The 24,545-nt window shown below is 45.7% G+C and carries 17 protein-coding genes, 3 rRNA genes, 1 pseudogene and 1 other annotated feature (1 of these 22 running past the window's edge); of the genes and pseudogenes, 19 read left to right on the top strand and 2 right to left on the bottom strand.

Annotation, left to right across the window (positions count from 1 at the left end):
• Positions 1–18 (top strand) — a binding site (T-box leader); it begins 204 nt to the left of the window's first position.
• A gap of 95 nt (positions 19–113) precedes the next feature.
• The 10 genes and pseudogenes from pheS to AC04Q6_RS00345 all read left to right on the top strand — a co-directional run.
• Positions 114–1,133, top strand: coding sequence for a phenylalanine--tRNA ligase subunit alpha (gene pheS, locus AC04Q6_RS00300; protein ID WP_118064244.1), 1,020 nt, complete (start codon positions 114–116; stop codon positions 1,131–1,133).
• Between the two features lie 66 nt (positions 1,134–1,199).
• Positions 1,200–3,617: a phenylalanine--tRNA ligase subunit beta gene (gene pheT / locus AC04Q6_RS00305; RefSeq protein WP_118170496.1), complete on the top strand. Its 2,418-nt coding sequence runs from the start codon at positions 1,200–1,202 to the stop codon at positions 3,615–3,617.
• Positions 3,617–4,225, top strand: a complete 609-nt coding sequence (locus AC04Q6_RS00310; RefSeq protein WP_118170499.1) for a histidine phosphatase family protein — start codon at positions 3,617–3,619, stop codon at positions 4,223–4,225. The genes pheT and AC04Q6_RS00310 overlap by 1 nt, the downstream gene beginning before the upstream one ends.
• A gap of 313 nt (positions 4,226–4,538) precedes the next feature.
• Entirely contained in the window at positions 4,539–4,751 is a 213-nt protein-coding gene (locus AC04Q6_RS00315; RefSeq protein WP_174088139.1) for a FeoA domain-containing protein, read from the top strand.
• A gap of 128 nt (positions 4,752–4,879) precedes the next feature.
• On the top strand, positions 4,880–6,541 hold the full coding sequence (locus AC04Q6_RS00320) for a MotA/TolQ/ExbB proton channel family protein (RefSeq protein ID WP_021976317.1): 1,662 nt from the start codon (positions 4,880–4,882) through the stop codon (positions 6,539–6,541).
• Positions 6,542–6,558: 17 nt separating this feature from the next.
• Positions 6,559–7,674, top strand: a complete 1,116-nt coding sequence (locus AC04Q6_RS00325) for an OmpA family protein (protein ID WP_021976318.1) — start codon at positions 6,559–6,561, stop codon at positions 7,672–7,674.
• A gap of 1,334 nt (positions 7,675–9,008) precedes the next feature.
• A 16S ribosomal RNA gene (locus tag AC04Q6_RS00330) occupies positions 9,009–10,538 on the top strand.
• A gap of 56 nt (positions 10,539–10,594) precedes the next feature.
• Positions 10,595–10,712 (top strand): 5S ribosomal RNA (rrf, locus tag AC04Q6_RS00335).
• A gap of 323 nt (positions 10,713–11,035) precedes the next feature.
• Positions 11,036–13,923 (top strand): 23S ribosomal RNA (locus tag AC04Q6_RS00340).
• Together the 16S, 23S and 5S rRNA genes form the textbook arrangement of a ribosomal RNA operon.
• 467 nt (positions 13,924–14,390) lie before the next feature.
• Positions 14,391–14,696: pseudogene (locus AC04Q6_RS00345) on the top strand (energy-coupled thiamine transporter ThiT); the annotation flags it as partial.
• 93 nt (positions 14,697–14,789) lie between these two features.
• Here the strand turns inward: AC04Q6_RS00345 and AC04Q6_RS00350 are convergent.
• Entirely contained in the window at positions 14,790–15,290 is a 501-nt protein-coding gene (locus AC04Q6_RS00350; protein WP_021975830.1) for an Ig-like domain-containing protein, read from the bottom strand.
• Between the two features lie 307 nt (positions 15,291–15,597).
• On the opposite strand from AC04Q6_RS00350, the gene AC04Q6_RS00355 reads away from it, so the two are divergent.
• The 7 genes from AC04Q6_RS00355 (at position 15,598) to pgeF (ending at position 20,568) form a co-directional block, all read left to right on the top strand.
• Positions 15,598–16,473 (top strand): methionyl aminopeptidase, encoded by an 876-nt coding sequence (locus AC04Q6_RS00355; RefSeq protein WP_021975831.1) that lies wholly within the window; start codon positions 15,598–15,600, stop codon positions 16,471–16,473.
• Between the two features lie 138 nt (positions 16,474–16,611).
• A complete protein-coding gene (gene rplS / locus AC04Q6_RS00360; protein WP_015525316.1) occupies positions 16,612–16,959 on the top strand; it encodes a 50S ribosomal protein L19 in 348 nt (115 codons plus the stop codon).
• 97 nt (positions 16,960–17,056) lie between these two features.
• Entirely contained in the window at positions 17,057–17,665 is a 609-nt protein-coding gene (lepB, locus tag AC04Q6_RS00365) for a signal peptidase I (protein ID WP_021975832.1), read from the top strand.
• Positions 17,666–17,680: 15 nt separating this feature from the next.
• A complete protein-coding gene (ylqF, locus tag AC04Q6_RS00370; protein ID WP_118062511.1) occupies positions 17,681–18,538 on the top strand; it encodes a ribosome biogenesis GTPase YlqF in 858 nt (285 codons plus the stop codon).
• Positions 18,538–19,293, top strand: a complete 756-nt coding sequence (locus AC04Q6_RS00375) for a ribonuclease HII (protein WP_021975834.1) — start codon at positions 18,538–18,540, stop codon at positions 19,291–19,293. Before ylqF ends, AC04Q6_RS00375 begins: the two co-directional genes overlap by 1 nt.
• A 51-nt stretch (positions 19,294–19,344) precedes the next feature.
• A complete protein-coding gene (locus AC04Q6_RS00380; protein WP_118062510.1) occupies positions 19,345–19,704 on the top strand; it encodes a YraN family protein in 360 nt (119 codons plus the stop codon).
• An 18-nt stretch (positions 19,705–19,722) separates the two neighbouring features.
• Positions 19,723–20,568 (top strand): peptidoglycan editing factor PgeF, encoded by an 846-nt coding sequence (gene pgeF, locus AC04Q6_RS00385; RefSeq protein ID WP_021975836.1) that lies wholly within the window; start codon positions 19,723–19,725, stop codon positions 20,566–20,568.
• On the opposite strand, the gene AC04Q6_RS00390 is transcribed toward pgeF, so the two are convergent.
• Positions 20,555–21,727 carry a ribose-phosphate pyrophosphokinase gene (locus AC04Q6_RS00390; protein WP_015525311.1) on the bottom strand — a complete coding sequence of 391 codons (1,173 nt, stop codon included), beginning with the start codon at positions 21,725–21,727 and terminating at the stop codon, positions 20,555–20,557. The genes pgeF and AC04Q6_RS00390 overlap by 14 nt on opposite strands.
• Before the next feature lie 144 nt (positions 21,728–21,871).
• On the opposite strand from AC04Q6_RS00390, the gene AC04Q6_RS00395 reads away from it, so the two are divergent.
• Both AC04Q6_RS00395 and der read left to right on the top strand, forming a co-directional pair.
• The gene (locus AC04Q6_RS00395) at positions 21,872–23,257 is read left to right on the top strand and encodes a DUF512 domain-containing protein (RefSeq protein WP_119248255.1); all 1,386 of its coding nucleotides are present in this window, start codon (positions 21,872–21,874) and stop codon (positions 23,255–23,257) included.
• Positions 23,220–24,545 (top strand): ribosome biogenesis GTPase Der, encoded by a 1,326-nt coding sequence (gene der, locus AC04Q6_RS00400; protein ID WP_021975838.1) that lies wholly within the window; start codon positions 23,220–23,222, stop codon positions 24,543–24,545. The genes AC04Q6_RS00395 and der overlap by 38 nt, the downstream gene beginning before the upstream one ends.

Consider the following 24,545-nt stretch of genomic DNA (forward strand, 5'->3'; position numbering starts at 1 on the left):
GGATATTCCGTCCCTTTTATAAGGGACGGTTTTTTTATTGCCTGTATCTGAATTTTCGGGGCAGGCGGCGTATCATTTGATTATTTTAATTAAAGGAGAAATAGACCATGGATATGAAAGAAAGACTTCAGGAACTGGCTGAGAATGCCAGAAAACGGATCGAGGAATCCGAGGGCCTGGACAAGCTGAATGATGTGCGTGTTGCATATCTTGGAAAAAAAGGTGAGCTTACAGCAATCTTAAAAGGTATGAAAGATGTTGCTCCGGAAGAGCGTCCGAAAGTTGGTCAGCTTGTCAATGAGACAAGAGCCAAGATCGAGGAACTTCTGGAAGCTTCCAAGAAAGATTTCGAGGAGAAAGTCCGCGAGGAAAAAATGAAGGCCGAAGTGATCGATGTAACACTTCCTGCAAAGAAAGCAAAAATTGGTCATCGTCATCCGAACACCATCGCTCTGGAAGAAGTTGAGCGTATTTTCATCGGAATGGGATATGAGGTTGTAGAAGGTCCGGAAGTTGAGTATGCGGATTACAACTTTACAAAACTGAACATTCCGGAGAACCATCCGGCAAGAGACGAGCAGGATACTTTCTTTATCAACGATTCCATTCTGCTTCGTTCCCAGACATCACCGGTTCAGGCACGTGAGATGGAAAAAGGCAAACTCCCGATCCGTATGATCGCGCCTGGCCGTGTATTCCGTTCTGATGAAGTAGATGCGACACATTCTCCTTCTTTCCATCAGATCGAAGGTCTTGTTATTGACAAGAACGTTACTTTTGCAGACCTTAAGGGAACTCTTCAGGAGTTTGCAAAAGAGCTGTTCGGACCGGAGACAAAGACAAAATTCCGTCCGCATCATTTCCCGTTCACAGAGCCAAGTGCTGAGGTTGATGTTTCCTGCTTCAAATGTGGCGGAAAAGGCTGCCGTTTCTGTAAAGGTTCCGGCTGGATTGAAATTCTTGGCTGCGGTATGGTTCATCCGAATGTTCTCCGTATGTGCGGAATCGATCCGGATGAGTACACAGGATTTGCTTTTGGTGTAGGTCTGGAGCGTATCGCACTTCTGAAATATGAGATCGATGATATGCGTCTTCTCTATGAGAACGACAGCAGATTCCTGAAACAGTTCTAAAACAGCGAATGCGGATCGTAAATATCCGTCTGACAGTAAATATAGAAAAAAGAAGGGACAACCAAAATGAATACTTCATTATCTTGGATTAAAACATATGTGCCGGATCTGGATGTAACGGCACAGGAATATACAGATGCCATGACATTAACAGGCACAAAGGTAGAGGGCTTTACAGAACTGGATGCAGATCTTGATAAGATCGTGATCGGCCAGATCGACAAGATTGAGAAACATCCGGATGCAGATAAACTGATCATCTGCCAGGTAAATATCGGAACAGAGAGCGTACAGATCGTAACAGGTGCTCCCAATGTAAAAGAGGGAGACAAAGTTCCGGTTGTTCTTGACGGTGGACGTGTTGCAGGCGGTCATGATGGAAAAATGACTCCTGGTGGAATCAAGATCAAAAAAGGTAAACTCCGTGGAGTTGAGTCCTGTGGTATGATGTGCTCTATTGAGGAGCTTGGAAGTACAAGAGAGATGTACCCGGAGGCACCGGAGTACGGCATCTATATTTTTCCGGAGGATGCAGTAGTTGGTGAGAGCGCGATTAAGGCACTTGGTCTTGACGATGTGGTATTTGAGTACGAGATTACTTCCAACCGTGTAGACTGCTACGGCGTTCTTGGAATCGCAAGAGAGGCAGCAGCAACCTTCCAGAAGAAATTCTGTCCGCCGGTTGTAGAGGTTAAGGAAAATGATGAGAAAGCTTCCGATTATGTAAAGGTTACTGTAGAGGATCCGGAGCTTTGCCCGCGTTACTGTGCAAGAGTTGTAAAAAATGTCAAGATCGGTCCGTCCCCGAAGTGGATGCAGAGATGCCTGGCTTCCAATGGAATCCGCCCGATCAACAACCTGGTTGATATCACAAACTATGTAATGGAAGAGTTTGGCCAGCCAATGCATGCTTATGACCTGGATACCATCGCAAACAGAGAGATCATTGTGCGCCGCGCAGGAAAAGATGAGAAATTCGTTACACTGGATGGCCAGGAGCGCACCATGGATGAGAACGTTCTGATGATCTGTGACGGCGAAAAAGCGGTCGGCATCGCTGGTATCATGGGCGGCGAGAACTCCATGATCACAGACGATGTAAAAACCGTTCTTTTTGAGGCTGCATGCTTTGATGGAACCAGCATCCGTCTTTCTTCCAAGAGAATCGGCCTTCGTACAGATGCATCCGGTAAATTTGAGAAAGGCCTTGACCCGAACAACGCACAGGCTGCCATCGACCGTGCATGCCAGCTGATGGAAGAGCTTGGTGCCGGCGAGGTTGTAGGTGGTATGGTTGATGTCTGCAACGAGACAAGAGAGCCATCCAGAGTAAAATTTGAGCCTGAGAAGATCAACAAACTTCTTGGAACCAACCTTACAAAAGAAGAGATGCTCGGTTATCTTGGACGTGTAGAGCTGGCTTATGATGAGAAAACAGACGAGATCGTTGCACCGACATTCCGTCAGGATATCCACTGCAATGCAGATGTTGCAGAGGAGGTTGCAAGATTCTACGGCTATGATAAGATCCCGATGACACTTCCTACCGGAGAGGCTACCACAGGTAAGCTTCCATTCAAGCTTCGTATCCAGGAAGTCGCAAGAGATATTGCAGAGTACTGCGGATTCTCAGAGGGAATGTCCTATTCTTTCGAAAGCCCGAAGGTATTTGACAAGCTCTGCATTCCTGAGGACAGTGATCTTCGAAAAGTTATCACCATCAGTAATCCTCTTGGAGAGGACTACAGCATCATGCGTACAAGCACACTGAACGGTATGCTGGCATCCCTTTCCACAAACTATAACAGACGTAATAAAGATGTTCGTCTTTACGAGCTTGGAAATATCTATCTTCCGAAGTCCCTTCCGGTCACAGAGCTTCCGGATGAGCGTACCATGTTTACACTTGGAATGTACGGAAAAGGCGATTTCTTTGATATGAAGGGTGTATGCGAGGAGTTCTTCGAGAAGATCGGAATGAAGAAAAAAGTTACCTACGATCCGAACAGCGCGAAGCCATTCCTTCATCCTGGAAGACAGGCAAATATGATCTACGAGGGTAAGGTTGTCGGATACTTAGGTGAGGTTCACCCATCTGTTGCAGACAATTATTCTATCGGAGAAAAGGCATATATCGCAGTTATTGATATTCTGGATGTTCTGGAATTTGCAGGCTTCAACCACAAATATACAGGAATTGCCAAATATCCGGCTGTAACACGTGATTTAAGTCTTGTAGTTCCTCATGCAGTTCTTGCCGGCCAGATCGAGGAAATCTTTGATCAGAGAGGCGGAAATATCCTGGAAAGCTATCAGCTGTTCGATATCTATGAGGGTGCACAGATCGAGAAAGGCTTTAAATCCATGGCTTATTCTCTGGTATTCCGTGCTCACGACAAGACTCTTGGTGAAAATGAGATCTCTGCAGCAATGAAAAAGATCATGAATGGTCTTAACGGACTTGGAATCGAGCTGAGAAGCTGATGTTGATCTACATTGTAAGACATGGCCTGACTGAGTGGAATAAATTAAAAAAACTTCAGGGTATTGCCGATGTGCCTCTTGCAGAGGAAGGCATTCTCCTTGCTGAAAAAACGGGAGAAGCTCTCCGGGGGGTGAAATTTGACATCTGTTTTACAAGTCCGCTCTCAAGGGCAAGGCAGACAGCAGAATGTGTTCTGGGAAAACGTGATGTCCCGATCATACCGGATAAGCGGATTCAGGAGATTAACTTTGGTATGCTGGAAGGCGACCAGGTAAGAGATGCTGCTGGCAATTATATTGATCCGCAGATTGAGACTTTTTTCCGTGATCCGGTAAATTTTAAACGGCCGGAAAACGGCGAGGATATTTTTGATGTGATTGCCAGGACAAAAGATTTCTGGGATGAAAAAACATCAGATCCGGCGCTTGCGGACAAAACGATTCTGGTTGCTTCCCATGGATGTGCAGTCCGGGCGCTTCTTCAGAATGTGGATCCGGATCCGAAAAATTTCTGGCGCGGTTGTGTCCCGCCAAACTGCTGTGTCAATCTTGTGGAAGTGAAGAATGGAAAAACAACGCTTCTGGAAGAAGATAAAGTTTATGCATAAAAAATAATGAAAAACGCAGAATAACTGTAATGGTTGTTCTGCGTTTTTTGGTAAAAATATACAGGTTACAATTGACTAATCGTAATAAATTGAGATAAAATATACAAAAGAAATAAATGATTCAGAAAAATAAAAGTTAAACTCTCCTAATTATATAAAAATGCAGAATTGCGTTGAAATTATTTGGCCGAATCAAGGAAGTTAAACTGCGAAGCAGTTATTCGATTATGAGCAAGCAGCGAATGCTTTGATCCACTTGACGGAGAGAGAATAAGTGCTGACAGTGATGTGACATATGGAATGGGGTGAGTATATGCAGTCATTAAATGAAACAAAAGCAGGGGAAAGCTACACGATCAAGTGGATGACCGGAATGCCGGAAACTATGGAACAGATCAGGCGGTATGATGTCAGTGAAGGAAAGACCGTGCAGATCATAAGCAGGATTCTCGGTGGAGTAATCGTAGGCGTTCAGGGACATCGGATTCTGATCAGTGATGATGCAGCCTGTCGTATAAAAGTATAAATAAGAAAAATGTTGAAAGGACAATTCTTTTTGCGGGAATTGTCCTTTTTGGTTGTTTTGGGAATGCGGTTATGATAGTATGATAAAAAAGAAAACTTTTTTCAAAAATAAATACGGGGAGGCAGATTATGGGAAAAAAGTTTATGAATACAGTGCTGTTTCTGCTTGTTGCAGTGGCAGCAGCGACTCTGACCGCTTATGTGGGAAAGGGTTCCGGAAATGTACTGTTTTATAATTTTGCATTTCTGGGAATTATGGTGATCATTTATGCTGTCGGTCTTTTTGCCGGACTGTACAGAATGGATAACCTGACGACTGCGCTGAAACATGGAGCCAGTGAGATTACCGATGTATTCCAGCTTCCGGGAAGGGCGAAGAAGGAAGAAATCGGGCAGTTACGAGGAATCTTCGGTGACCGGTATCTGGATAAAAAAATGGATGATTTTGTGGACAGCATCAGCCGGACAGAAGAAGGAATCGCTGAGGTTGAGGACTTTGTAAATATTGATGATGTGGATGTTCATATTCACAAAAGACTTCTGGAAATGGCACCTGATATTTTTACAAGTCTTGGTATCCTTGGAACATTCATTGGTCTTGTCTGGGGACTGAAAAATTTTCAGCCTACAGATTATGAGGTAATGACAAATTCTGTATCTGCTCTTGTAGATGGTATAAAAGTTGCCTTTCTTACTTCTATCTATGGTGTCGCACTTTCGGTTGTGTATACATTTGGTATGAAGAGTGGTTATTCGTCTATGTCTCAGGCAATGCAGGATTTTCTGGACCGTTTTCATGCTCTGGTATTGCCGACTGCGGAGAATGAATCCTGGAATCTTCTGGTTTCCAGCCAGAAGACTCAGACAGAAGCTATGAAACAGATGGCAGAACAGTTTTCTGTACAGATGGCGGACAGCTTCGAAAAAGTTATCACACCTACATTCCAGAAGATGAATGATTCTCTGGATGTACTTACCGCGTCTGTTACGAAGGGTCAGCAGGATGCGATCAGGGAAATCCTGGATTCATTTTTGAGTGAGATGCATGGATCGTTTCAGCTTCAGTTTGAGGATTTCAATGATGCGCTGGTTGAACTTAAGAAGGCTCAGAAAGATAATACAGAATACACGTCAGAGCTGTATAAGACGATGAGCAGCCAGTTAAGTGAGACTTTTTCAAAACAGGAACGTGCCATGCGTGACGCGATTGCGGAAATTGACGAGATGCAGAGTAAATATATGAAGACTGCAGATCGGATCATCCGTGATAACCAGATGATTCAGCAGCTCCAGAAAAGGGATTATGAGAAACTGGCAGAGCATATGCATGAGAATGAAAAAGCTTCTGCAGATTTATGGAAATCCTGTAATGAGTCCATGCGCCAGTATGTGGACAGTGCCGCAGAGGGAATGAAGACTGCCGCAGATTCCAATAAGATCAGTGCAGAACTTTTGCGGGAAGATAAAAAGCTGATCGAGAGCTTTGAGACGAAACTGAACGAGTTTACAGAGAGCCAGAAAATGGTAAACAGTACTCTGGATGAAGTTCGCAGGCTTCTTTCTGAGATCAAGACTGCAAAGAACAACCGGGATATTCATCTTGTTGCGGGACAGCCATGGGGATATGGTGGCAGTGCAGGCGTGCAGGAACTGAAAGATAAACTTACCAGTCTTGAAGATCTTCTGGATGGCCAGGGAGCGAGACAGGAGGCTCTTCTTGATGAGATCGAGAGAAGTATCCGTGAAATGACGAAAGTAGCCCAGAAAGGGCGTTTTGGCTTGTTTAAATAAGAAGAGAGGAATTGTTGATGCACAAAAAAAGAAGGCCGGAGGATCACGGGTTTAATATCTGGCGCTCTTATTCAGACATGATGGCGGGGGTTTTACTGCTTTTTGTACTGATCATGTGTGTGACTCTTTTTCAGGCACAGAAGAGTTATAATGACAGTCTGAAGGAGCGGGATGAAAAAATTGCTCTTCAGGAAAAGTATACGGAGGAGCTTCTTGAAAAACAGAGTGCGCTGGATAAGCAGGCGGGGACGTTAAAGAGCCAGGATGAGCAGATCAAGTCCAAAGATGAACAGATCAAGTCTCAGGATAAGGAGCTGACTTCTCTGGCAGAGAAACTTGAGGAGCAGCAGAAAACACTTGAGGAGCAGCAAAAGAAGCTTACAGAACAGGAGAAAAAGCTGGATTCCCAGAAGAAAAAACTTGCAAAACAGCAGGATACTCTGGAAGAACAGCAGTCTGCGTTGGATGAAAAAACAGAACTCCTGAATACGCAGCAGGAAAAGATCGATAAAATTATTGGTGTGAAGGCTGAGGTCGTGGAGGCTTTACAGAAGGAATTTGCAAAAAAGAATCTGAATGTGGATATTGATTCTCAGACAGGTGCACTGACATTGAATGCCAGTGTTATGTTTGATTATGATCAGGCGGAACTGACAGATTCCGGTAAACGGACGTTGTCTATGGTGCTTCCTACATACTGTAAAGTGCTGCTGAATGATTCTTATAAAAAGTATCTGGGTGAGATTATTATTGATGGATATACGGATACTGACGGAGATTACAGTTATAATCTGGAACTGTCTCAGAAAAGGTCTCTGGCAGTAGCTCAATATCTTCTGGATATCAAAAGCGAGTTTTTGAAGGATGTACAGGTTCAGGAATTGCAGGATTGTCTGACGGTTAATGGGCATTCCATGTCGGATCCGGTTCTGGATGCGGATGGAAAAGTAGACAAAGATGCTTCCAGGCGCGTGGAGGTGAAGTTCCGTTTGAAGGATGAGGAGATGATCCAGGAGTTGAATAAGATTATGCAGGGGGATGCTTCTTCTAGTGTGGATAAGACAGCGGCGGAGTCGGGGAAGGATTCTGCGAAGGATTCGGGTACTGGGAAGGCGAGTGCTAAGAAAAAGTAAATTGGGATTGATGGAAGCTTCAGGCTGTTTGGGACATGGCCTGGAGCTTTTTTGTTTGGGGTTTGTCGGAGGAGTACTGGGACTTTGTGAGGTGGATGGAAAGGCGGACGCCAGGAGGGAGAGGATATCGGCTTGGGCAGGGACTCCGTCGGGTGATACAACTAAGGTTCCGTGAGATGGCTAAAACCATTGCGGCAGGGCCAGAACTCGCCAGTGGCTCAAACAGCTGACCCTGCCGCAATAACGCCCTCTCCCGGGACCTAAGTTGTATCACCCCTCCTCCGCAACAGCCCGAATCGATATCCTCTCCCTCTGGCTGACACTTCCAGCCGGCAGGAAAAAAGATAAAACCCGGGCAGGGGACGGAAGCGGACGCAGGGCGTCCTGTCCTGGGATTGTGAAAGGGCAGCTGTATCGGCGTAGCGTCTCAGCGCAGATACCGAAGAGACCAGAAGAAGGATTGGAATAACGACTCATTATAAATATTGAAGAGTTTGGAAACCAGATTAGTATAACGTTCCACTGTAAATATTGAAGAATTCGGAAACCAGCTCAGTATACCATTCCACTATAAGTGCCGAAGAACCCAGGAACCCAGATCGGCACAGCGTCCCACTCTGAATACCGCAGCATACAGACAAAAGTCAACCGTGTTACACATCAAAGATGTAACACTCCTTTCCGTGCCCAACGGGGTGGGAGCGCGAGGGAGGGCGTTCGGGCTTCGGAACTTTGAGATCGCCTTCCCTCGCACTTACCGCATTGAAAATGCGACCGCCGTAGCGCCACCAGCGAATGGAAGAAGAAAAATTGCATCTTTAAGATAAACTTCCAAAAAATCCAAAAAAATTTGAATTTTATGGTTGACAAGCATAACTCCCAGTGGTATTATAACTGAGCTGTCGCAAATAATTGTTTTTGAAAAGCAAACAATTAAAAAGGATTTCAGAAAAATGAAATTCACAGTTGACAAAAGACAGAAGATATGATAAAGTATCCAAGTCGTCAACAAAACGACAACAAAATCTTAACTCAAAAATGTTTGAAAAAACTTGAAAAAAGTACTTGACAAACAAAAAGAGATGAGATAAAATAAACGAGCTGTCTGAGAGACAGAACGAAAAAACCTTGATAACTAAACAGTGAAACACATACGATTCTCGAAAATTTCTTTACATTTTAAAGAACGGTTTAAACAAACCAAAAGCAGTAAAAACGAGAGATAGCCAAACGGTTGTCTTGAGTGATCGAATCAAACACTTCTTAAGCCTCTGGCTTAATCAGTGTGAACCGCAATCAAGTTGATGCGAGCATCACTGGATTGCTGACACATTTTATCAGAGAGTTTGATCCTGGCTCAGGATGAACGCTGGCGGCGTGCTTAACACATGCAAGTCGAACGGGAAACCTTTTATTGAAGCTTCGGCAGATTTAGCTGGTTTCTAGTGGCGGACGGGTGAGTAACGCGTGGGTAACCTGCCTTGTACAGGGGGATAACAGTCAGAAATGACTGCTAATACCGCATAAGCGCACAGGACCGCATGGTCCGGTGTGAAAAACTCCGGTGGTATAAGATGGACCCGCGTTGGATTAGCTAGTTGGCAGGGTAACGGCCTACCAAGGCGACGATCCATAGCCGGCCTGAGAGGGTGAACGGCCACATTGGGACTGAGACACGGCCCAGACTCCTACGGGAGGCAGCAGTGGGGAATATTGCACAATGGGGGAAACCCTGATGCAGCGACGCCGCGTGAAGGAAGAAGTATCTCGGTATGTAAACTTCTATCAGCAGGGAAGAAAATGACGGTACCTGACTAAGAAGCCCCGGCTAACTACGTGCCAGCAGCCGCGGTAATACGTAGGGGGCAAGCGTTATCCGGATTTACTGGGTGTAAAGGGAGCGTAGACGGATGGACAAGTCTGATGTGAAAGGCTGGGGCTCAACCCCGGGACTGCATTGGAAACTGCCCGTCTTGAGTGCCGGAGAGGTAAGCGGAATTCCTAGTGTAGCGGTGAAATGCGTAGATATTAGGAGGAACACCAGTGGCGAAGGCGGCTTACTGGACGGTAACTGACGTTGAGGCTCGAAAGCGTGGGGAGCAAACAGGATTAGATACCCTGGTAGTCCACGCGGTAAACGATGAATGCTAGGTGTCGGGTGACAAAGTCATTCGGTGCCGCCGCAAACGCATTAAGCATTCCACCTGGGGAGTACGTTCGCAAGAATGAAACTCAAAGGAATTGACGGGGACCCGCACAAGCGGTGGAGCATGTGGTTTAATTCGAAGCAACGCGAAGAACCTTACCAAGTCTTGACATCCCTCTGACCGGAACTTAACCGTTCCTTCCCTTCGGGGCAGAGGAGACAGGTGGTGCATGGTTGTCGTCAGCTCGTGTCGTGAGATGTTGGGTTAAGTCCCGCAACGAGCGCAACCCCTATCCTCAGTAGCCAGCATATAAGATGGGCACTCTGGGGAGACTGCCAGGGATAACCTGGAGGAAGGCGGGGATGACGTCAAATCATCATGCCCCTTATGATTTGGGCTACACACGTGCTACAATGGCGTAAACAAAGGGAAGCGAACCTGCGAGGGTGGGCAAATCCCAAAAATAACGTCCCAGTTCGGACTGTAGTCTGCAACCCGACTACACGAAGCTGGAATCGCTAGTAATCGCGGATCAGAATGCCGCGGTGAATACGTTCCCGGGTCTTGTACACACCGCCCGTCACACCATGGGAGTCAGTAACGCCCGAAGTCAGTGACCTAACCGTAAGGAGGGAGCTGCCGAAGGCGGGACCGATGACTGGGGTGAAGTCGTAACAAGGTAGCCGTATCGGAAGGTGCGGCTGGATCACCTCCTTTCTAAGGAAAAAGTAGAGAAGATGTGTTTTACTGTTTAGCTATCAAGCTGAAAGATTTCTGGTGCCGATGCGGTTGGGGGACACACCCGTTCCCATCCCGAACACGACGGTTAAGACCCAATCGGCCGATGGTACTGCACTGGAGACGGTGTGGGAGAGCAGGTGGGCGCCAGATCAAAAAAGAAAAAGCAGGCTTAGCCTGATGAAATAGATGCTGGTTTTACCAGTGATTTAAGAAGAAAAGATATTTTCTTTTTAAATGGCTGATAAAACATCAGTCAGCATTGTACCTTGAAAACTGCATACATGAGATTTGATTAAGTTAATCAAATATCCTTAAACGCAAAGTATTAAGAAATTAATGCAAACGCAAAGATAGGAAGACATCGATTTATCTGTTATGAACAGAGTAATCAAACACATGTCGGAAGATACGTGAGTATCTAAAGACAGAGAATCAAGAGACCGCATCACCTACGCTAGGGTGATGAAGCGAAAGGTCAAGCAATAAGGGCACAGGGCGGATGCCTTGGCACTAAGAGCCGATGAAAGACGTGATAAGCTGCGAAAAGCTTCGGGGAGGAGCAAATATCCCGTGATCCGGAGATGTCTGAATGGGGAAACCCGCATGAGAAGACCTCATGCATCCATACGCCAATCCATAACGTATGGAAGGGAACCCGGGGAACTGAAACATCTAAGTACCCGGAGGAAAAGAAAGAAACATCGATTCCGTAAGTAGCGGCGAGCGAACGCGGAGGAGCCTAAACCGGTGTGCGTGCATGCCGGGGTCATGGACTGCATTTAAGATTCAGCGAGGTTAACAGAACGGTTTTGGGAAAGCCGGCCAGAGAGGGTGAAAGCCCCGTACGTGAAAACCAAGCTGACTGAGCAGGATCCGGAGTACCACGAGACACGAGGAACCTTGTGGGAAGTAAGGGGGACCACCCCCTAAGGCTAAATACTACTTAGTGACCGATAGCGCATAGTACTGTGAAGGAAAGGTGAAAAGGACCCCGGGAGGGGAGTGAAAGAGAACCTGAAACCCTGTGTCTACAAGCTGTGGAAGTGCCATATGAGCACAACCGCGTACTTTTTGTAGAACGGTCCGGCGAGTTACGCTTACTGGCAAGGTTAAGTCCTCAAGGGATGGAGCCGAAGGGAAACCAAGTCTTAACAGGGCCAGAGTCAGTAGGAGTAGACCCGAAACCGGGTGATCTATCCATGTCCAGGTTGAAGCTGCCGTAAGAGGTAGTGGAGGACCGAACCCACATCCGTTGAAAAGGGTGGGGATGAGGTGTGGATAGGGGAGAAATTCCAATCGAACCCGGAGATAGCTGGTTCTCCTCGAAATAGCTTTAGGGCTAGCCTCGGTGTGAGTCTTGCGGAGGTAGAGCACTGAATTTCCTAGGGGGCGTCAAAGCCTACCGAAGAATATCAAACTCCGAATGCCGTGTAGATATCACCGGGAGTCAGACTGCACGAGATAAGTTGGGCGGTCAAAAGGGAAAGAGCCCAGACCTACAGTTAAGGTCCCAAAGTGCGCGTTAAGTGGAAAAGGATGTGGGATTTCGAAGACAACCAGGATGTTGGCTCAGAAGCAGCCATACATTCAAAGAGTGCGTAATAGCTCACTGGTCGAGAGGTCCTGCGCCGAAAATGTCCGGGGCTGAAACGCGCCACCGAAACTAAGGAATCCGTAAGGATTGGTAGAGGAGCATTGCATATGGGAAGAAGCAGTACCGTAAGGAGCTGTGGACTATATGGAAGAGAGAATGCCGGAATGAGTAGCGAGATAGAGGTGGGAATCCTCTAGGCCGAATATCCAAGGTTTCCAGGGTAAAGCTGATCTGCCCTGGGTGAGTCGGGACCTAAGGTGAGGGCGAGAGCCGTAGCCGATGGACAACAGGTTGATATTCCTGTACTGCAGTATAACAGAACTGTGGGGACACGTAAGGAGAGCGGGAGCCGGGAATGGAAAGCCCGGTACAAGCGAGGTACCAGTATGGTAGGAAAAACCGCCATGCAATGGGAAGACGTGATGTGGAGTGAAATATAGTAACGAAGCCCGTGAGCCATGCGTCAAGAAAAGCCGCTATTGTTTATATTGTACCCGTACCGTAAACCGACACAGGTGGATGAGGAGAGAATCCTAAGGCCGGCGGAAGAAGTATTGCCAAGGAACTCGGCAAAATGGCCCCGTAACTTAGGGAGAAGGGGTGCCTGCGAGAGCAGGCCGCAGAGAATAGGCTCAAGCAACTGTTTAGCAAAAACACAGGTCTATGCGAAACCGAAAGGTGAGGTATATGGGCTGACGCCTGCCCGGTGCTGGAAGGTTAAGAGGAGAGGTTAGACATACGTCGAAGCTTTGAATTTAAGCCCCAGTAAACGGCGGCCGTAACTATAACGGTCCTAAGGTAGCGAAATTCCTTGTCGGGTAAGTTCCGACCCGCACGAAAGGCGTAATGATTTGAGCGCTGTCTCGGCAATACATCCGGTGAAATTGAAGTGCCAGTGAAGATGCTGGCTACCCGCGCCAGGACGGAAAGACCCCATGGAGCTTTACTCCAGTTTGGCACTGGGGTCCGGTGTTGCATGTACAGGATAGGTGGGAGGCTGAGAGATAGTGACGTCAGTTGCTATGGAGCCGCTGTTGGGATACCACCCTTGTGATATTGGGCTTCTAACCAGCCGCCGTGAACCGGCGGTGGGACAATGCCAGGCGGGGAGTTTGACTGGGGCGGTCGCCTCCGAAAGGGTATCGGAGGCGCCCAAAGGTTCCCTCAGAATGGACGGAAACCATTCGAAGAGTGCAAAGGCAGAAGGGAGCTTGACTGCGACACCGACGGGTGGAGCAGGTACGAAAGTAGGGCTTAGTGATCCGGTGGTATTAAGTGGGAATGCCATCGCTCAACGGATAAAAGCTACCCTGGGGATAACAGGCTTATCACTCCCAAGAGTTCACATCGACGGAGTGGTTTGGCACCTCGATGTCGGCTCATCGCATCCTGGGGCTGTAGTAGGTCCCAAGGGTTGGGCTGTTCGCCCATTAAAGCGGTACGCGAGCTGGGTTCAGAACGTCGTGAGACAGTTCGGTCCCTATCCGGCGTGGGCGTAGGATATCTGAGAGGAGCTGTCCTTAGTACGAGAGGACCGGGATGGACGAACCGCTGGTGGACCGGTTGGCTTGCCAAAGCCATGGCCGGGTAGCCAAGTCCGGAAGGGATAAACGCTGAAGGCATCTAAGCGTGAAGCCCCCCTCAAGATGAGATATCCCATTCTTAGTGAAGTAAACCCCCTTGAAGACGACGAGGTAGATAGGGCAGAGGTGGAAGTGTGGTAACACATGGAGCTGACTGTTACTAATCGGGTGAGGGCTTGACCAACCAGCCGAGGAAGCGGGCAAGGCAGGTAAGGGTCATACGGGAGCAAGCTTGCTTGTGGACGTATGAGCATTAGCTGACTTGAACATTTGCGAAGCAAATGACATCGAACGACGGAGTCGTGAGATGACCCCCGCTGGAGTAGCCTAAAAGAACAGGCGATGCAGCTTTAGCTGCGAGCCCGTGAAAAAAGGCAAATCGGCACGCAGGTTAAATTTGATTCAACAAAAACGATTAACCATCAACAAACACATGTATGTAGTTTTCAAGCTACAAGGGAAAGAGTAAAACGGGAGAGAAATCAACACACAGATTTCTCTCCCGTTTTTGTCACATGCATACCGTCACATACAAAAAAGTTTTCCCACACCCCTCATTTACATTCATCTCTCCATATGCTACAATGGGTAAGACCAAAGAAGCCTGAACATTAACCATTGAACTCGATTTAGGCATAAGGAGGAGAGACAATGGGATTTTCCGGATTATTTACAAAATCAAAAAAATATGGTCTTCTGAAAGCCTACATTGTAGCAATCCTGGCAAGGGGTGCGTTCCATGCGCTCGGCGGATATCTATACTGGATGGATTATATGCCGGATAATTTTCCGAAGTCTCTGACAGCATTATATCCGATCATTTACAATTACAGCTATATTCTTCTGGAAGGAGTACTCACAATTGCAGTGATTTCCATACCAGCAGTATCCAGTGCACTTGGAAGAATGAGGGTAATGGCTACCGGGGGTAACCGTCAGCCGGCAGTAGAGAAATAATTTACATATAATAGGACATAATAAAAAGATCGCGGACCTATCTTTATAAGAGATACATGATAAAGATAAATCAGCGGTCTTTTTTATGTTTATTTATCGGTAACAGTTTTTGCATGCAGTATAGCCACGCTGTTTTGCCTGACTAAGAGTAACCTTATGCGCTCGATTTGGATTCATATTTCCACAGTTTGGAATTCGATGATATTTTTTTCCTGTAGCTGGAATCCACACGGAAGACTGAACCTGAGGCCTGGAAGCGACTTTCTTTTTTACAGTAATCTGACAGCGTAATGTATAGTTCCCGGTTTTGGCAAAAATGATGGTCTTTCCGACACCCCTGGCAGTGACTTTACCTTTGGAATCTACGGTCACAATACGTTTATTCTGACTAATCCATTTAACTTTGCCAGAAGTTCCATTTACCTTTAAGAGTACAGACTTTCCTGTATAAATGGTAAGTTTTGAATTACTGAGAGATGGTTTCCTGACAGTGGCGGCAGAAACGGTAGTTGTTCCCATAGCCGGGATGACAGCAGGTGAAGTTAAAGACAGAGACAATACTAAGATAAGTAATAATTGTTTCAGCTTTTTCATTTGTAAATCTCCTTCCACAGACAAATTTTATAACTTTATTATAATCGAAGTTTTTGAAAAAACAATAAACTTCATATAATTCGAAAAAAATCGACATTATTAGTAACATAAAAGTTAAATAAAACAAACCAAAAACACAAAGAGTACTTTTCTATAAATGAAAGTTGTGCTATGATAAATCAGGCAGAGATTGATCTGCAGGAATATAACAGGCAGATGTTATGCAGCTGAATAGAAAGCACTTCATGTCCTGTGTAAAATACAAAAGAAAAAGCAGAGAGTCAGACTGCAAAAGGAGAGAAAAGAAATGGCAAAGAAAATCGAAAGAAACGATCCGTGCTGGTGCGGAAGCGGAAAGAAATATAAAAAATGCCATGAAGCATTTGATGAAAAAATGGAACTTATGAAAAAGAAAGGATATGCAGTTCTTGACCATGATCTGATTAAAACACCTGCACAGATTGAAAAGATCAAAGAGAGCTGTAAGATCAATATCGCAGTTCTTGATTATGTTGCAGAGCATATCGGACCGGGTGTGACCACACAGCAGATTGATGACTGGGTACATGAAGAAACGGTACGTCATGGTGGAATTCCGGCACCACTTAATTATGAAGGTTTTCCAAAGAGCGTATGCACATCGATCAACGAGGTAGTATGCCATGGAATCCCGGATGAAGAGATCGTTTTAAAAGAAGGAGATATTGTCAATGTAGATGTATCTACCATCTATCAGGGATATTTTTCTGATTCCTCCCGTATGTTCTGTATCGGAGAGGTAAGCCCGGAGAAGGAAAAACTTGTCCGTGTGACAAAAGAATGTGTAGAGCTTGGCCTTGAGCAGGTAAAACCATGGACACCGATCGGAAATATGGGAAGTGCTGTGCACAAGCACGCAGTGGAGAATGGATACACAGTTGTCAGAGAAATCGGCGGACATGGGGTAGGTCTTGAGTTTCACGAAGATCCGTGGGTAAGTTACACTTCCAAAGAAGATACAGGTGTACTCATGGTACCGGGAATGATCTTTACCATTGAACCAATGGTTAATATGGGATCTGACGAAATTTATACAGATGAGATTGACGACTGGACAGTGCGGACAGAAGATGGCCTGCCGTCTGCGCAATGGGAGATCATGGTGCTTGTCACAGAGACAGGACATGAGGTACTTTGCTGGTAAACAAACTCGAAAATTCAGGAAAAAAGTTCTTGCAATAGAATATTATCTAGTGTATAATCACTTATGTTGTGAAAAAAGATGGTCCTCTGTTACCACATGCGTATTAAGAACATCCAGTATAATTAAGGAGAGAAAGACATGAACGAAATTATTAAGAACATTGAGTCCGCTCAGCTGAAAGCTGAAGTACCGCAGTTCCGCGTAGGAGACACAGTAAGAGTACACGCACTGATCAAAGAGGGAACACGTGAGCGTGTTCAGATCTTCGAGGGTACAGTACTTAAGAGACAAGGTGGAAGTACAAGAGAGACTTTCACAGTAAGAAAGAGCTCCAACGGTGTAGGCGTTGAGAAAACATGGCCGCTTCATTCCCCACACGTAGTTAAGGTTGAAGTTATCCGTCATGGTAAAGTACGCCGTGCGAAACTGAACTACCTGAGAGATCGCGTAGGTAAAGCAGCTAAGGTTAAAGAGCTTGTAAAATAATTTCATAAGTAAAGAGGCAGGGACAATAACATTTGCTATTGTCCCTCTTTTTACATCAAGAGGTATGCAAAATAATGATGCATACAGGGGATAGAATATGGGATTAAATAAGAAGAGAAAAATTGAAGATCTGAAAGAAAGCCGAGCTGTTTCCGAAGCAAGGGAAAGACTTCGGGATGACCGCACAAGAGGGATCGTCAAGTGGGTATTTGAGATTATCGTAACGCTGGTATTTGCTGTGCTGGTTGCGATTTCTGCATTTCAGACTGTGACATTGCAGGAGAGTGCTATGGAACCTACGTATTCGGTAGGCCAGAAATTCTTTGTAAACAGAGCATTGTATAAGATAAAATCTCCGAAACGTGGGGATGTAATTGTTTTTAAAACAAGTGCCAGTGATGATGCGGCTTTGCATATCCGACGTGTGATCGGCCTTCCAGGCGAAACAGTTCAGATAAAAGAAGGCCAGATCTACATTAATGGAAATGTTTACGAAGAGAATGGTGCTTATCAGGAAATCGCAGATGGCGGACTTGCAGACAGTGCTATCACACTGGAAAGTGGAGAGTATTTTGTTCTGGGAGATAATCGGAATAACAGCGAGGACAGCCGTTTCAGCGATATTGGAAATATCAGCAAGAAATATATTGTAGGGAAGATATGGTTTACAGTTTCTCCCAAAAGTAAAATAGGTTTTATCAGATAAAAAATGAGGTGAATTATGAACGTACAGTGGTATCCAGGCCATATGACAAAGGCGAAACGCCAGATGCAGGAAGATATCAAGCTGATCGATCTGATCATTGAGCTTGTAGATGCAAGGGTTCCGCTTTCCAGCCGCAATCCGGATATTGATGAACTCGGAAAAAACAAGGCACGTATGATCCTTCTCAATAAAGCAGACCTTGCCGATGAGAGACAGAACCGTGCCTGGATGGAATATTTCAAAGAAAAAGGGATCTATGCGGTAAGTATCGATTCCCGTAATAAAGGCTCCATGAAAGCTGTTTCTGCGGCAATTACAGAAGCATGTAAGGAAAAGACAGAGCGGGACAGAAGAAGAGGAATCAAAAACCGTCCGGTACGTGCCATGGTAGCAGGCATCCCGAATGTTGGAAAATCAACATTTATTAACACTTTTGCAGGAAAAGCATGTGCCAAGACTGGAAATAAACCGGGAGTTACGAAGGGAAAACAGTGGATCCGTCTGAATAAAAGTGTGGAACTTCTGGACACACCAGGAATTCTCTGGCCCAAATTTGAAGATCAGGAAGTTGGAATGCGTCTTGCCTATATCGGTTCTATAAAGGATGATATTCTGAATATTGAGGAGCTTGCCCTGGGTCTGATCGGATATCTGCAGGAATTTTACCCGGCAGCACTCAAAGAGAGATACAGCGTGGAAGAAGGACAGAAACCGCTGGATATCCTTACTGCAGTTGCAAAAGCGAGAGGATGTCTGAAAAAAGGTGAAGAACTTGATTATGAAAAAGCATCCCGTCTTTTGCTGGAAGAATTCCGTTCCGGAAAACTTGGAAAAGTAACGTTGGAATTTCCGAAAGGAACAGAGGAAGCATAATGGAAACAATGAAAGATATCAGGGCGCATTTTGCGTCAGCGAAGGAGGGCGAATACAACGCCCTTTTTCAGCATTATGAAAACGATGAAAGAAGCGGTGTACAGAAACTGATCCAGCAGTATCGTAAAAAGCTCCAGGCACTGGAAAATGAACGTGCGCGCACAGAAATCATGAAAGAATATGAACATAAATATGAGCATCTTGGGTATCTCTGCGGGATCGATGAAGTGGGAAGAGGACCGCTTGCCGGCCCGGTTGTAGCCTGTGCGGTGATCCTTCCGAAAGACTGCGATATTTTATGGCTGAATGATTCCAAGAAGCTTACAGCCAAAAAGAGAGAAGAGCTGTATGATGTGATCCTGGAAGGTGCAGTTTCTGTTGGAATCGGAATGGCAAGTCCGGAAAGAATTGATGAGATCAATATCCTGCAGGCAACCTATGAGGCAATGCGTCAGGCGATAAGCAAACTTTCTGTGCAGCCACAGCTGTTTTTGAACGATGCAGTTACCATACCGGAGGTTCAGATCCCTCAGGTACCCATTATCAAGGGCGATGCAAAAAGCGTATCCATTGCAGCGGCAAGTATTGTGGCAAAGGTGACCAGAGACCGGATGATGGAAGAATATGACAAAGTTCTTCCGGAGTATGGATTTGCCTCTAACAAGGGTTACGGATCTGCAGCACATATTGAAGCACTGAAGAAATACGGGCCAAGTCCGATACACCGGAAAACGTTTATCACACATTTTGTATAACGGATAAGATACTTAAGATACCGACATCAAAAACAGAAAGGTTATGTTTTTCTGAAAGAAAATAAAAGACAGAAGGGCAGTTATTATGAGGAAATTGCGGCAGTGTTCCTGGAAAAGAGGGGACTGCAGATCAGGGAAAAAAATTTTCGCTGTCGAAGCGGTGAGATTGATCTCATTGCACAAGATGAAAGATATCTGGTATTTGTAGAAGTGAAATACAGAAAGAACGGAAGAAGTGGAAGTTCTTTTGCGGCGGTAGGGAGAGAAAAACAGCGGATCATCAGCAGAGTGGCAATGTTTTACCTGGCTGTACATGGATACCGGGAATTTCCTCCCTGCCGTTTTGATGTAGTGGGAATTGACGGAGAAAAAATCCACTGGATAAAAAATGCTTTTGATTTTTGCAGATGAAAGGGCTGGTTACATAATATGAAAATAAAATGGTATAAAGATAAGCAATTAATGAATGTAAATCAGAAGAACGGGGTTACGTGGCTGACGTATCCTGCCTTTGAGAAAATTCCCGGGATCGTACATGGCTTCAGTACCCGTCTGGGCGGAGTGAGTCAGGGAATTTATGAATCCATGAATTTAAGCTTTACAAGAGGAGATAACGAGGATGCAGTGCGGGAAAATTACCGCAGACTCTCTGATGCTATGGGATTTTCCATGGGAGATATCGTAACTTCTGATCAGACACATACCACCAATGTGCATGTGGTCACGGAAACAGACAGGGGAAATGGAATCACAAAACCGAGGCCTTATACGGATGTGGATGGAATGATCACCAATGTTCCTGGACTGGTTCTGGCGACCTTTTATGCGGACTGTGTACCACTTTTCTTTGTGGATCCGGTACATAAAGCGATAGGACTCTCACATTCCGGATGGAGAGGTACGGTAGGAAAGATCGGTAAAGTGACGGTGGAAAAAATGGCTGAGGAATTTCAGACAGACCCTTCAGAACTTTACGCAGCCATCGGTCCGTCTATCTGTCAGGACTGTTATGAAGTCAGTGAAGATGTGATCGATCAGTTTAAAGAAGCATTTGAAGAAAAATACTGGGATGTACTTTTTTATGAGAAACCAGATGGAAAATATCAGCTGAATCTGTGGGAGGCGAACCGAAGGATCTTTCTGGATGCAGGCATAAAAGAAGAGCGGATTTCCATGCCGGGCATCTGCACCTGCTGTAATCCGCTCTTTCTTTATTCGCACAGGGCTTCTCACGGGAAACGTGGAAACCTGGGAGCATTTCTTACTGTTCGTTGACTTTTTTCATGAGATCCATGATCTTTTCGTTGCTGGAACGAACCTTCTCGACAGATACATCATGGTTGATGATATCGATGATACTTGCAAGATATTTGCTCATATTTGCTTCGATATAGTATGGACGGTCGAGAAGTTCCGGAATACGGTAGTTAAGGTTGGTTGTGATGACTCTGTCCAGCCAGCCTTTCTCGTAATATTCGTCAAATTTGGCTACGCCGTCTGTAAACAGACCGTAGGTTGTGCAGACGAATACACGTCCGGCTTTACGCTCTTTCAGCTGACGGGCAACATCCAGCATACTCTCTCCGGAAGAGATCATATCGTCGATGATGACAACATCTTTGCCCTCTACGGAATCTCCGAGGAATTCATGAGCAACGATCGGGTTCTTGCCATTGACAACAGTGGAGTAATCACGGCGTTTGTAGAACATACCCATATCAACTCCAAGGATATTGGAGAAATATACAGCACGTGACATAGCGCCTTCATCCGGGCTGATGATCATGAGGTGATCATTGTCGAGTTTGAAATCCGGGACATTTTTGACCAGTGCTTTCAGGAACTGGTATGTCGGGAAAAAGTTATCAAAGCCTTTCAGCGGAATAGAGTTCTGCACACGTGGATCATGAGCATCAAAAGTAATGATGTTGGAAACACCCATTGCGCTTAACTCGCGAAGTGCAAGTGCACAGTCGAGAGATTCTCTCTTGGTACGTCTGTGCTGACGTCCCTCGTAAAGGAATGGCATAATAACGTTGATACGGTGTGCTTTACCGGTGGCTGCGGAGATAATTCTCTTCAGATCCTGGTAATGGTCGTCCGGAGACATGTGGTTCTCGTGGCCGCATACGCTGTAAGTAAGGCTGTAATTGGTCACATCTACCATAATGTAAAGGTCTGTACCACGAACGGATTCTTTGATGTAACCTTTACCTTCACCGGTTCCGAAACGCGGGCATTCGCAGTCTACAAGGAAAGATTTCTCTGCATAGCCCTGTGGGATAATGGTGGATTTCTTGGCTGCTACAAGTTCTTTACGGAATTTAACCAGCTTTTTGTCAACCTCCTCGGCCAGTTCGCGGCATCCGGCAAGTGCGGCGATTCGGATCGGGGCAACAGGCATAGACTTTTCCAGCAATTCTATGTTTGGCATAATATTCCTCCTAAGTGTATGTCATTAAAAATTCTCAGTCTATTTATAACATCAGACCCACGTGTCAGTCAAGGTGTTTTCTCAAAGTGTTGATTTTTAAGAGCAAAGTTGTTATTATATACGGGATAGAAAAGGGAGATAATGATGAAATTAAGAAAGCATATGATTTCCAGGGTGCTGCCCGACAGTATTGCCGAGGAGCTGGGGCTGGAACCGGGGGACAGACTTGTGTCTGTAAACGGTCAGCCTGTGGAGGATGTCTTCGATTACCGGTATCTCATGAATGAAGAGCTTGTGGTGCTTCTGGTAGAGAAGCCAGATGGCGAAGAGTGGGAGCTGGAGGTAGAGAAGGAATATGAGGAAGACCTTGGAATAGAATTTGAGAACGGGGGACTGATGGATGACTATCGTTCCTGTTCAAATAAGTGCATGTTCTGTTTTATTGACCAGATGCCGCCGGATATGCGTGAGACGCTGTATTTTAAGGATGACGATTCCAGGCTTTCCTTTCTTCAGGGAAATTATGTGACGCTTACCAATATGAGCGAGAAGGATATTGAGCGAGTGATCCGCTATCATCTGGAACCGATCAATATTTCATTCCAGGCAATGAATCCGGAGCTCCGGTGCAAAATGCTGCATAACCGCTTTGCGGGAAAGGCCCTAGAGAAGGTGGATATGCTGTATAACGCAGGGATCACCATGAACGGACAGATCGTACTGTGCAAAGGTGTCAATGACGGGGATGAGCTGGAATACAGCCTTGAGAAACTTTCCGCTTATGCTCCGGTTCTTCAGAGTGTTTCTGTTGTGCCGGTAGGACTTACCAAATACAGAAAAGGTCTCTATCCTCTGGAGCCTTTTAATAAAGAAGATGCAGAAAAAGTTCTGAATCAGATTGAACGCTGGCAGAAGATTATGATGGAGAAGTACGGGATTCATTTTATCCATGCTTCGGATGAGTGGTATATTCTGGCTGACAGGGAGCTTCCCTGTGAGGAGGAATACGACGGATATCTGCAGCTTGAAAATGGCGTGGGCATGTTAAGACTTCTGGAAACCGAAGTAAAGGAAACACTTAAGAAACTTACCGGTGACGACCGTAAAGTGACAGGAAGGATCGCCACAGGAAAACTGGCGGCGCCTTTTATTGCCCGCTATATAGAAGAAATCAAGAAAAAATTTCCCAATGTGCAGATTCCGGTCACGACCATCGAGAATCGCTTTTTCGGTGAAAAGATCACGGTGTCCGGACTGATCACAGGGCAGGATCTGAAAGAACAGCTTTCCGACCTTGACCTGGGAGAAAAACTTCTGATCCCGTGCAGTATGCTGAAAGGTGATGAAGAGATTTTTCTGGATGATATGACACTGGAAGAACTTTCAGAGGCACTGAAAACAGAAATTGTAATCGTAGACACAGGAGGACGTGATCTGGTGGAAGCTGTGATCAACCCTCTGAAACATAAACCAACAAGAAGGAGACAGATTTATGAGCAAACCAGTAGTAGCAATAGTGGGAAGGCCTAATGTAGGAAAATCCACTCTGTTTAATGCTCTGGCAGGTGATAATATTTCCATAGTAAAGGATACACCAGGAGTAACCCGTGACAGAATTTATGCAGATGTCACATGGCTTGACCGGACATTTACCCTGATCGATACAGGTGGAATTGAGCCGGACAGCAGTGACATCATTCTTTCCAGAATGAGAGAGCAGGCACAGATTGCCATTGACACGGCAGATGTGATTATTTTTATCACAGATGTCCGCCAGGGGCTTGTGGATTCTGACGCCAAGGTGGCAGATATGCTCCGCCGCAGTGGCAAGCCGGTACGCCTTGTAGTCAACAAAGTGGACAGCCATCAGAAGTACATGATGGATGTATATGAATTTTATAATCTTGGAATCGGAGAACCGATCCCAATTTCCGCAGCCAACAGACAGGGTCTTGGAGATATGCTGGATGAGGTGATCAAAGAGTTCCCAGATAAGAGCGAGGAGGAAGATCAGGACGATATCCCGAAGATCGCCATCGTAGGAAAGCCAAACGTTGGAAAATCTTCTCTGATCAACAAACTTCTTGGTGAGGAGCGTGTGATCGTATCCAACATTGCGGGAACTACACGTGATGCCATTGATACCAAGGTTACCTGGAACAATAAGGATTATGTATTTATTGATACTGCAGGACTTCGCCGTAAAGGAAAAGTAAAAGAAGAGATCGAGCGCTACAGTGTTATCCGTACAGTAACAGCTGTAGAGCGTGCAGATGTGGTCGTAGTTGTGATCGATGCTTCCGAGGGAGTTACCGAGCAGGATGCAAAGATCGCGGGAATCGCCCATGACAGAGGAAAAGGTATCATTGTAGCTGTAAACAAATGGGATGCCATTGAGAAAAATGACAAGACCATCTACAAGCATACAGAGAAGATCCGTCAGATCCTTTCCTTTATGCCGTATGCACAGATTATTTTTATTTCTGCAAAAACAGGCCAGAGACTTCCGAAGCTCTTTGAGAATATCGATACAGTTATCGAGAATCAGACACTCCGTATCCAGACTGGTGTTCTCAATGAGATCCTTTCCGAGGCAGTTGCTCTCCAGCAGCCGCCGTCCGACCGTGGTAGAAGACTGAAGATCTTCTACATGACACAGGTTGCGGTAAAACCGCCCACATTTGTAATTTTTGTCAACGATAAGGAACTGATGCATTTCTCCTATGTAAGATATCTGGAGAACAAGATCAGGGATGCCTTTGGATTCTCCGGAACTTCCCTGAAATTCATCATCCGCGAGCGCGGGGAAAAGGAATAA

The organism is Blautia sp. HA9023 (genome assembly GCF_056504095.1).

Bases quoted from the DNA above. Each gene is read 5' to 3' on its own strand.
- pheS (WP_118064244.1), top strand. From the start codon at position 114: ATGAAAGAAAGACTTCAGGAACTGGCTGAGAATGCCAGAAAACGGATC.
- pheT (WP_118170496.1), top strand. From the start codon at position 1,200: ATGAATACTTCATTATCTTGGATTAAAACATATGTGCCGGATCTGGAT.
- AC04Q6_RS00310 (WP_118170499.1), top strand. From the start codon at position 3,617: ATGTTGATCTACATTGTAAGACATGGCCTGACTGAGTGGAATAAATTA.
- AC04Q6_RS00315 (WP_174088139.1), top strand. From the start codon at position 4,539: ATGCAGTCATTAAATGAAACAAAAGCAGGGGAAAGCTACACGATCAAG.
- AC04Q6_RS00320 (WP_021976317.1), top strand. From the start codon at position 4,880: ATGGGAAAAAAGTTTATGAATACAGTGCTGTTTCTGCTTGTTGCAGTG.
- AC04Q6_RS00325 (WP_021976318.1), top strand. From the start codon at position 6,559: ATGCACAAAAAAAGAAGGCCGGAGGATCACGGGTTTAATATCTGGCGC.
- AC04Q6_RS00350 (WP_021975830.1), bottom strand. From the start codon at position 15,290: ATGAAAAAGCTGAAACAATTATTACTTATCTTAGTATTGTCTCTGTCT.
- AC04Q6_RS00355 (WP_021975831.1), top strand. From the start codon at position 15,598: ATGGCAAAGAAAATCGAAAGAAACGATCCGTGCTGGTGCGGAAGCGGA.
- rplS (WP_015525316.1), top strand. From the start codon at position 16,612: ATGAACGAAATTATTAAGAACATTGAGTCCGCTCAGCTGAAAGCTGAA.
- lepB (WP_021975832.1), top strand. From the start codon at position 17,057: ATGGGATTAAATAAGAAGAGAAAAATTGAAGATCTGAAAGAAAGCCGA.
- ylqF (WP_118062511.1), top strand. From the start codon at position 17,681: ATGAACGTACAGTGGTATCCAGGCCATATGACAAAGGCGAAACGCCAG.
- AC04Q6_RS00375 (WP_021975834.1), top strand. From the start codon at position 18,538: ATGGAAACAATGAAAGATATCAGGGCGCATTTTGCGTCAGCGAAGGAG.
- pgeF (WP_021975836.1), top strand. From the start codon at position 19,723: ATGAAAATAAAATGGTATAAAGATAAGCAATTAATGAATGTAAATCAG.
- AC04Q6_RS00390 (WP_015525311.1), bottom strand. From the start codon at position 21,727: ATGCCAAACATAGAATTGCTGGAAAAGTCTATGCCTGTTGCCCCGATC.
- AC04Q6_RS00395 (WP_119248255.1), top strand. From the start codon at position 21,872: ATGAAATTAAGAAAGCATATGATTTCCAGGGTGCTGCCCGACAGTATT.
- der (WP_021975838.1), top strand. From the start codon at position 23,220: ATGAGCAAACCAGTAGTAGCAATAGTGGGAAGGCCTAATGTAGGAAAA.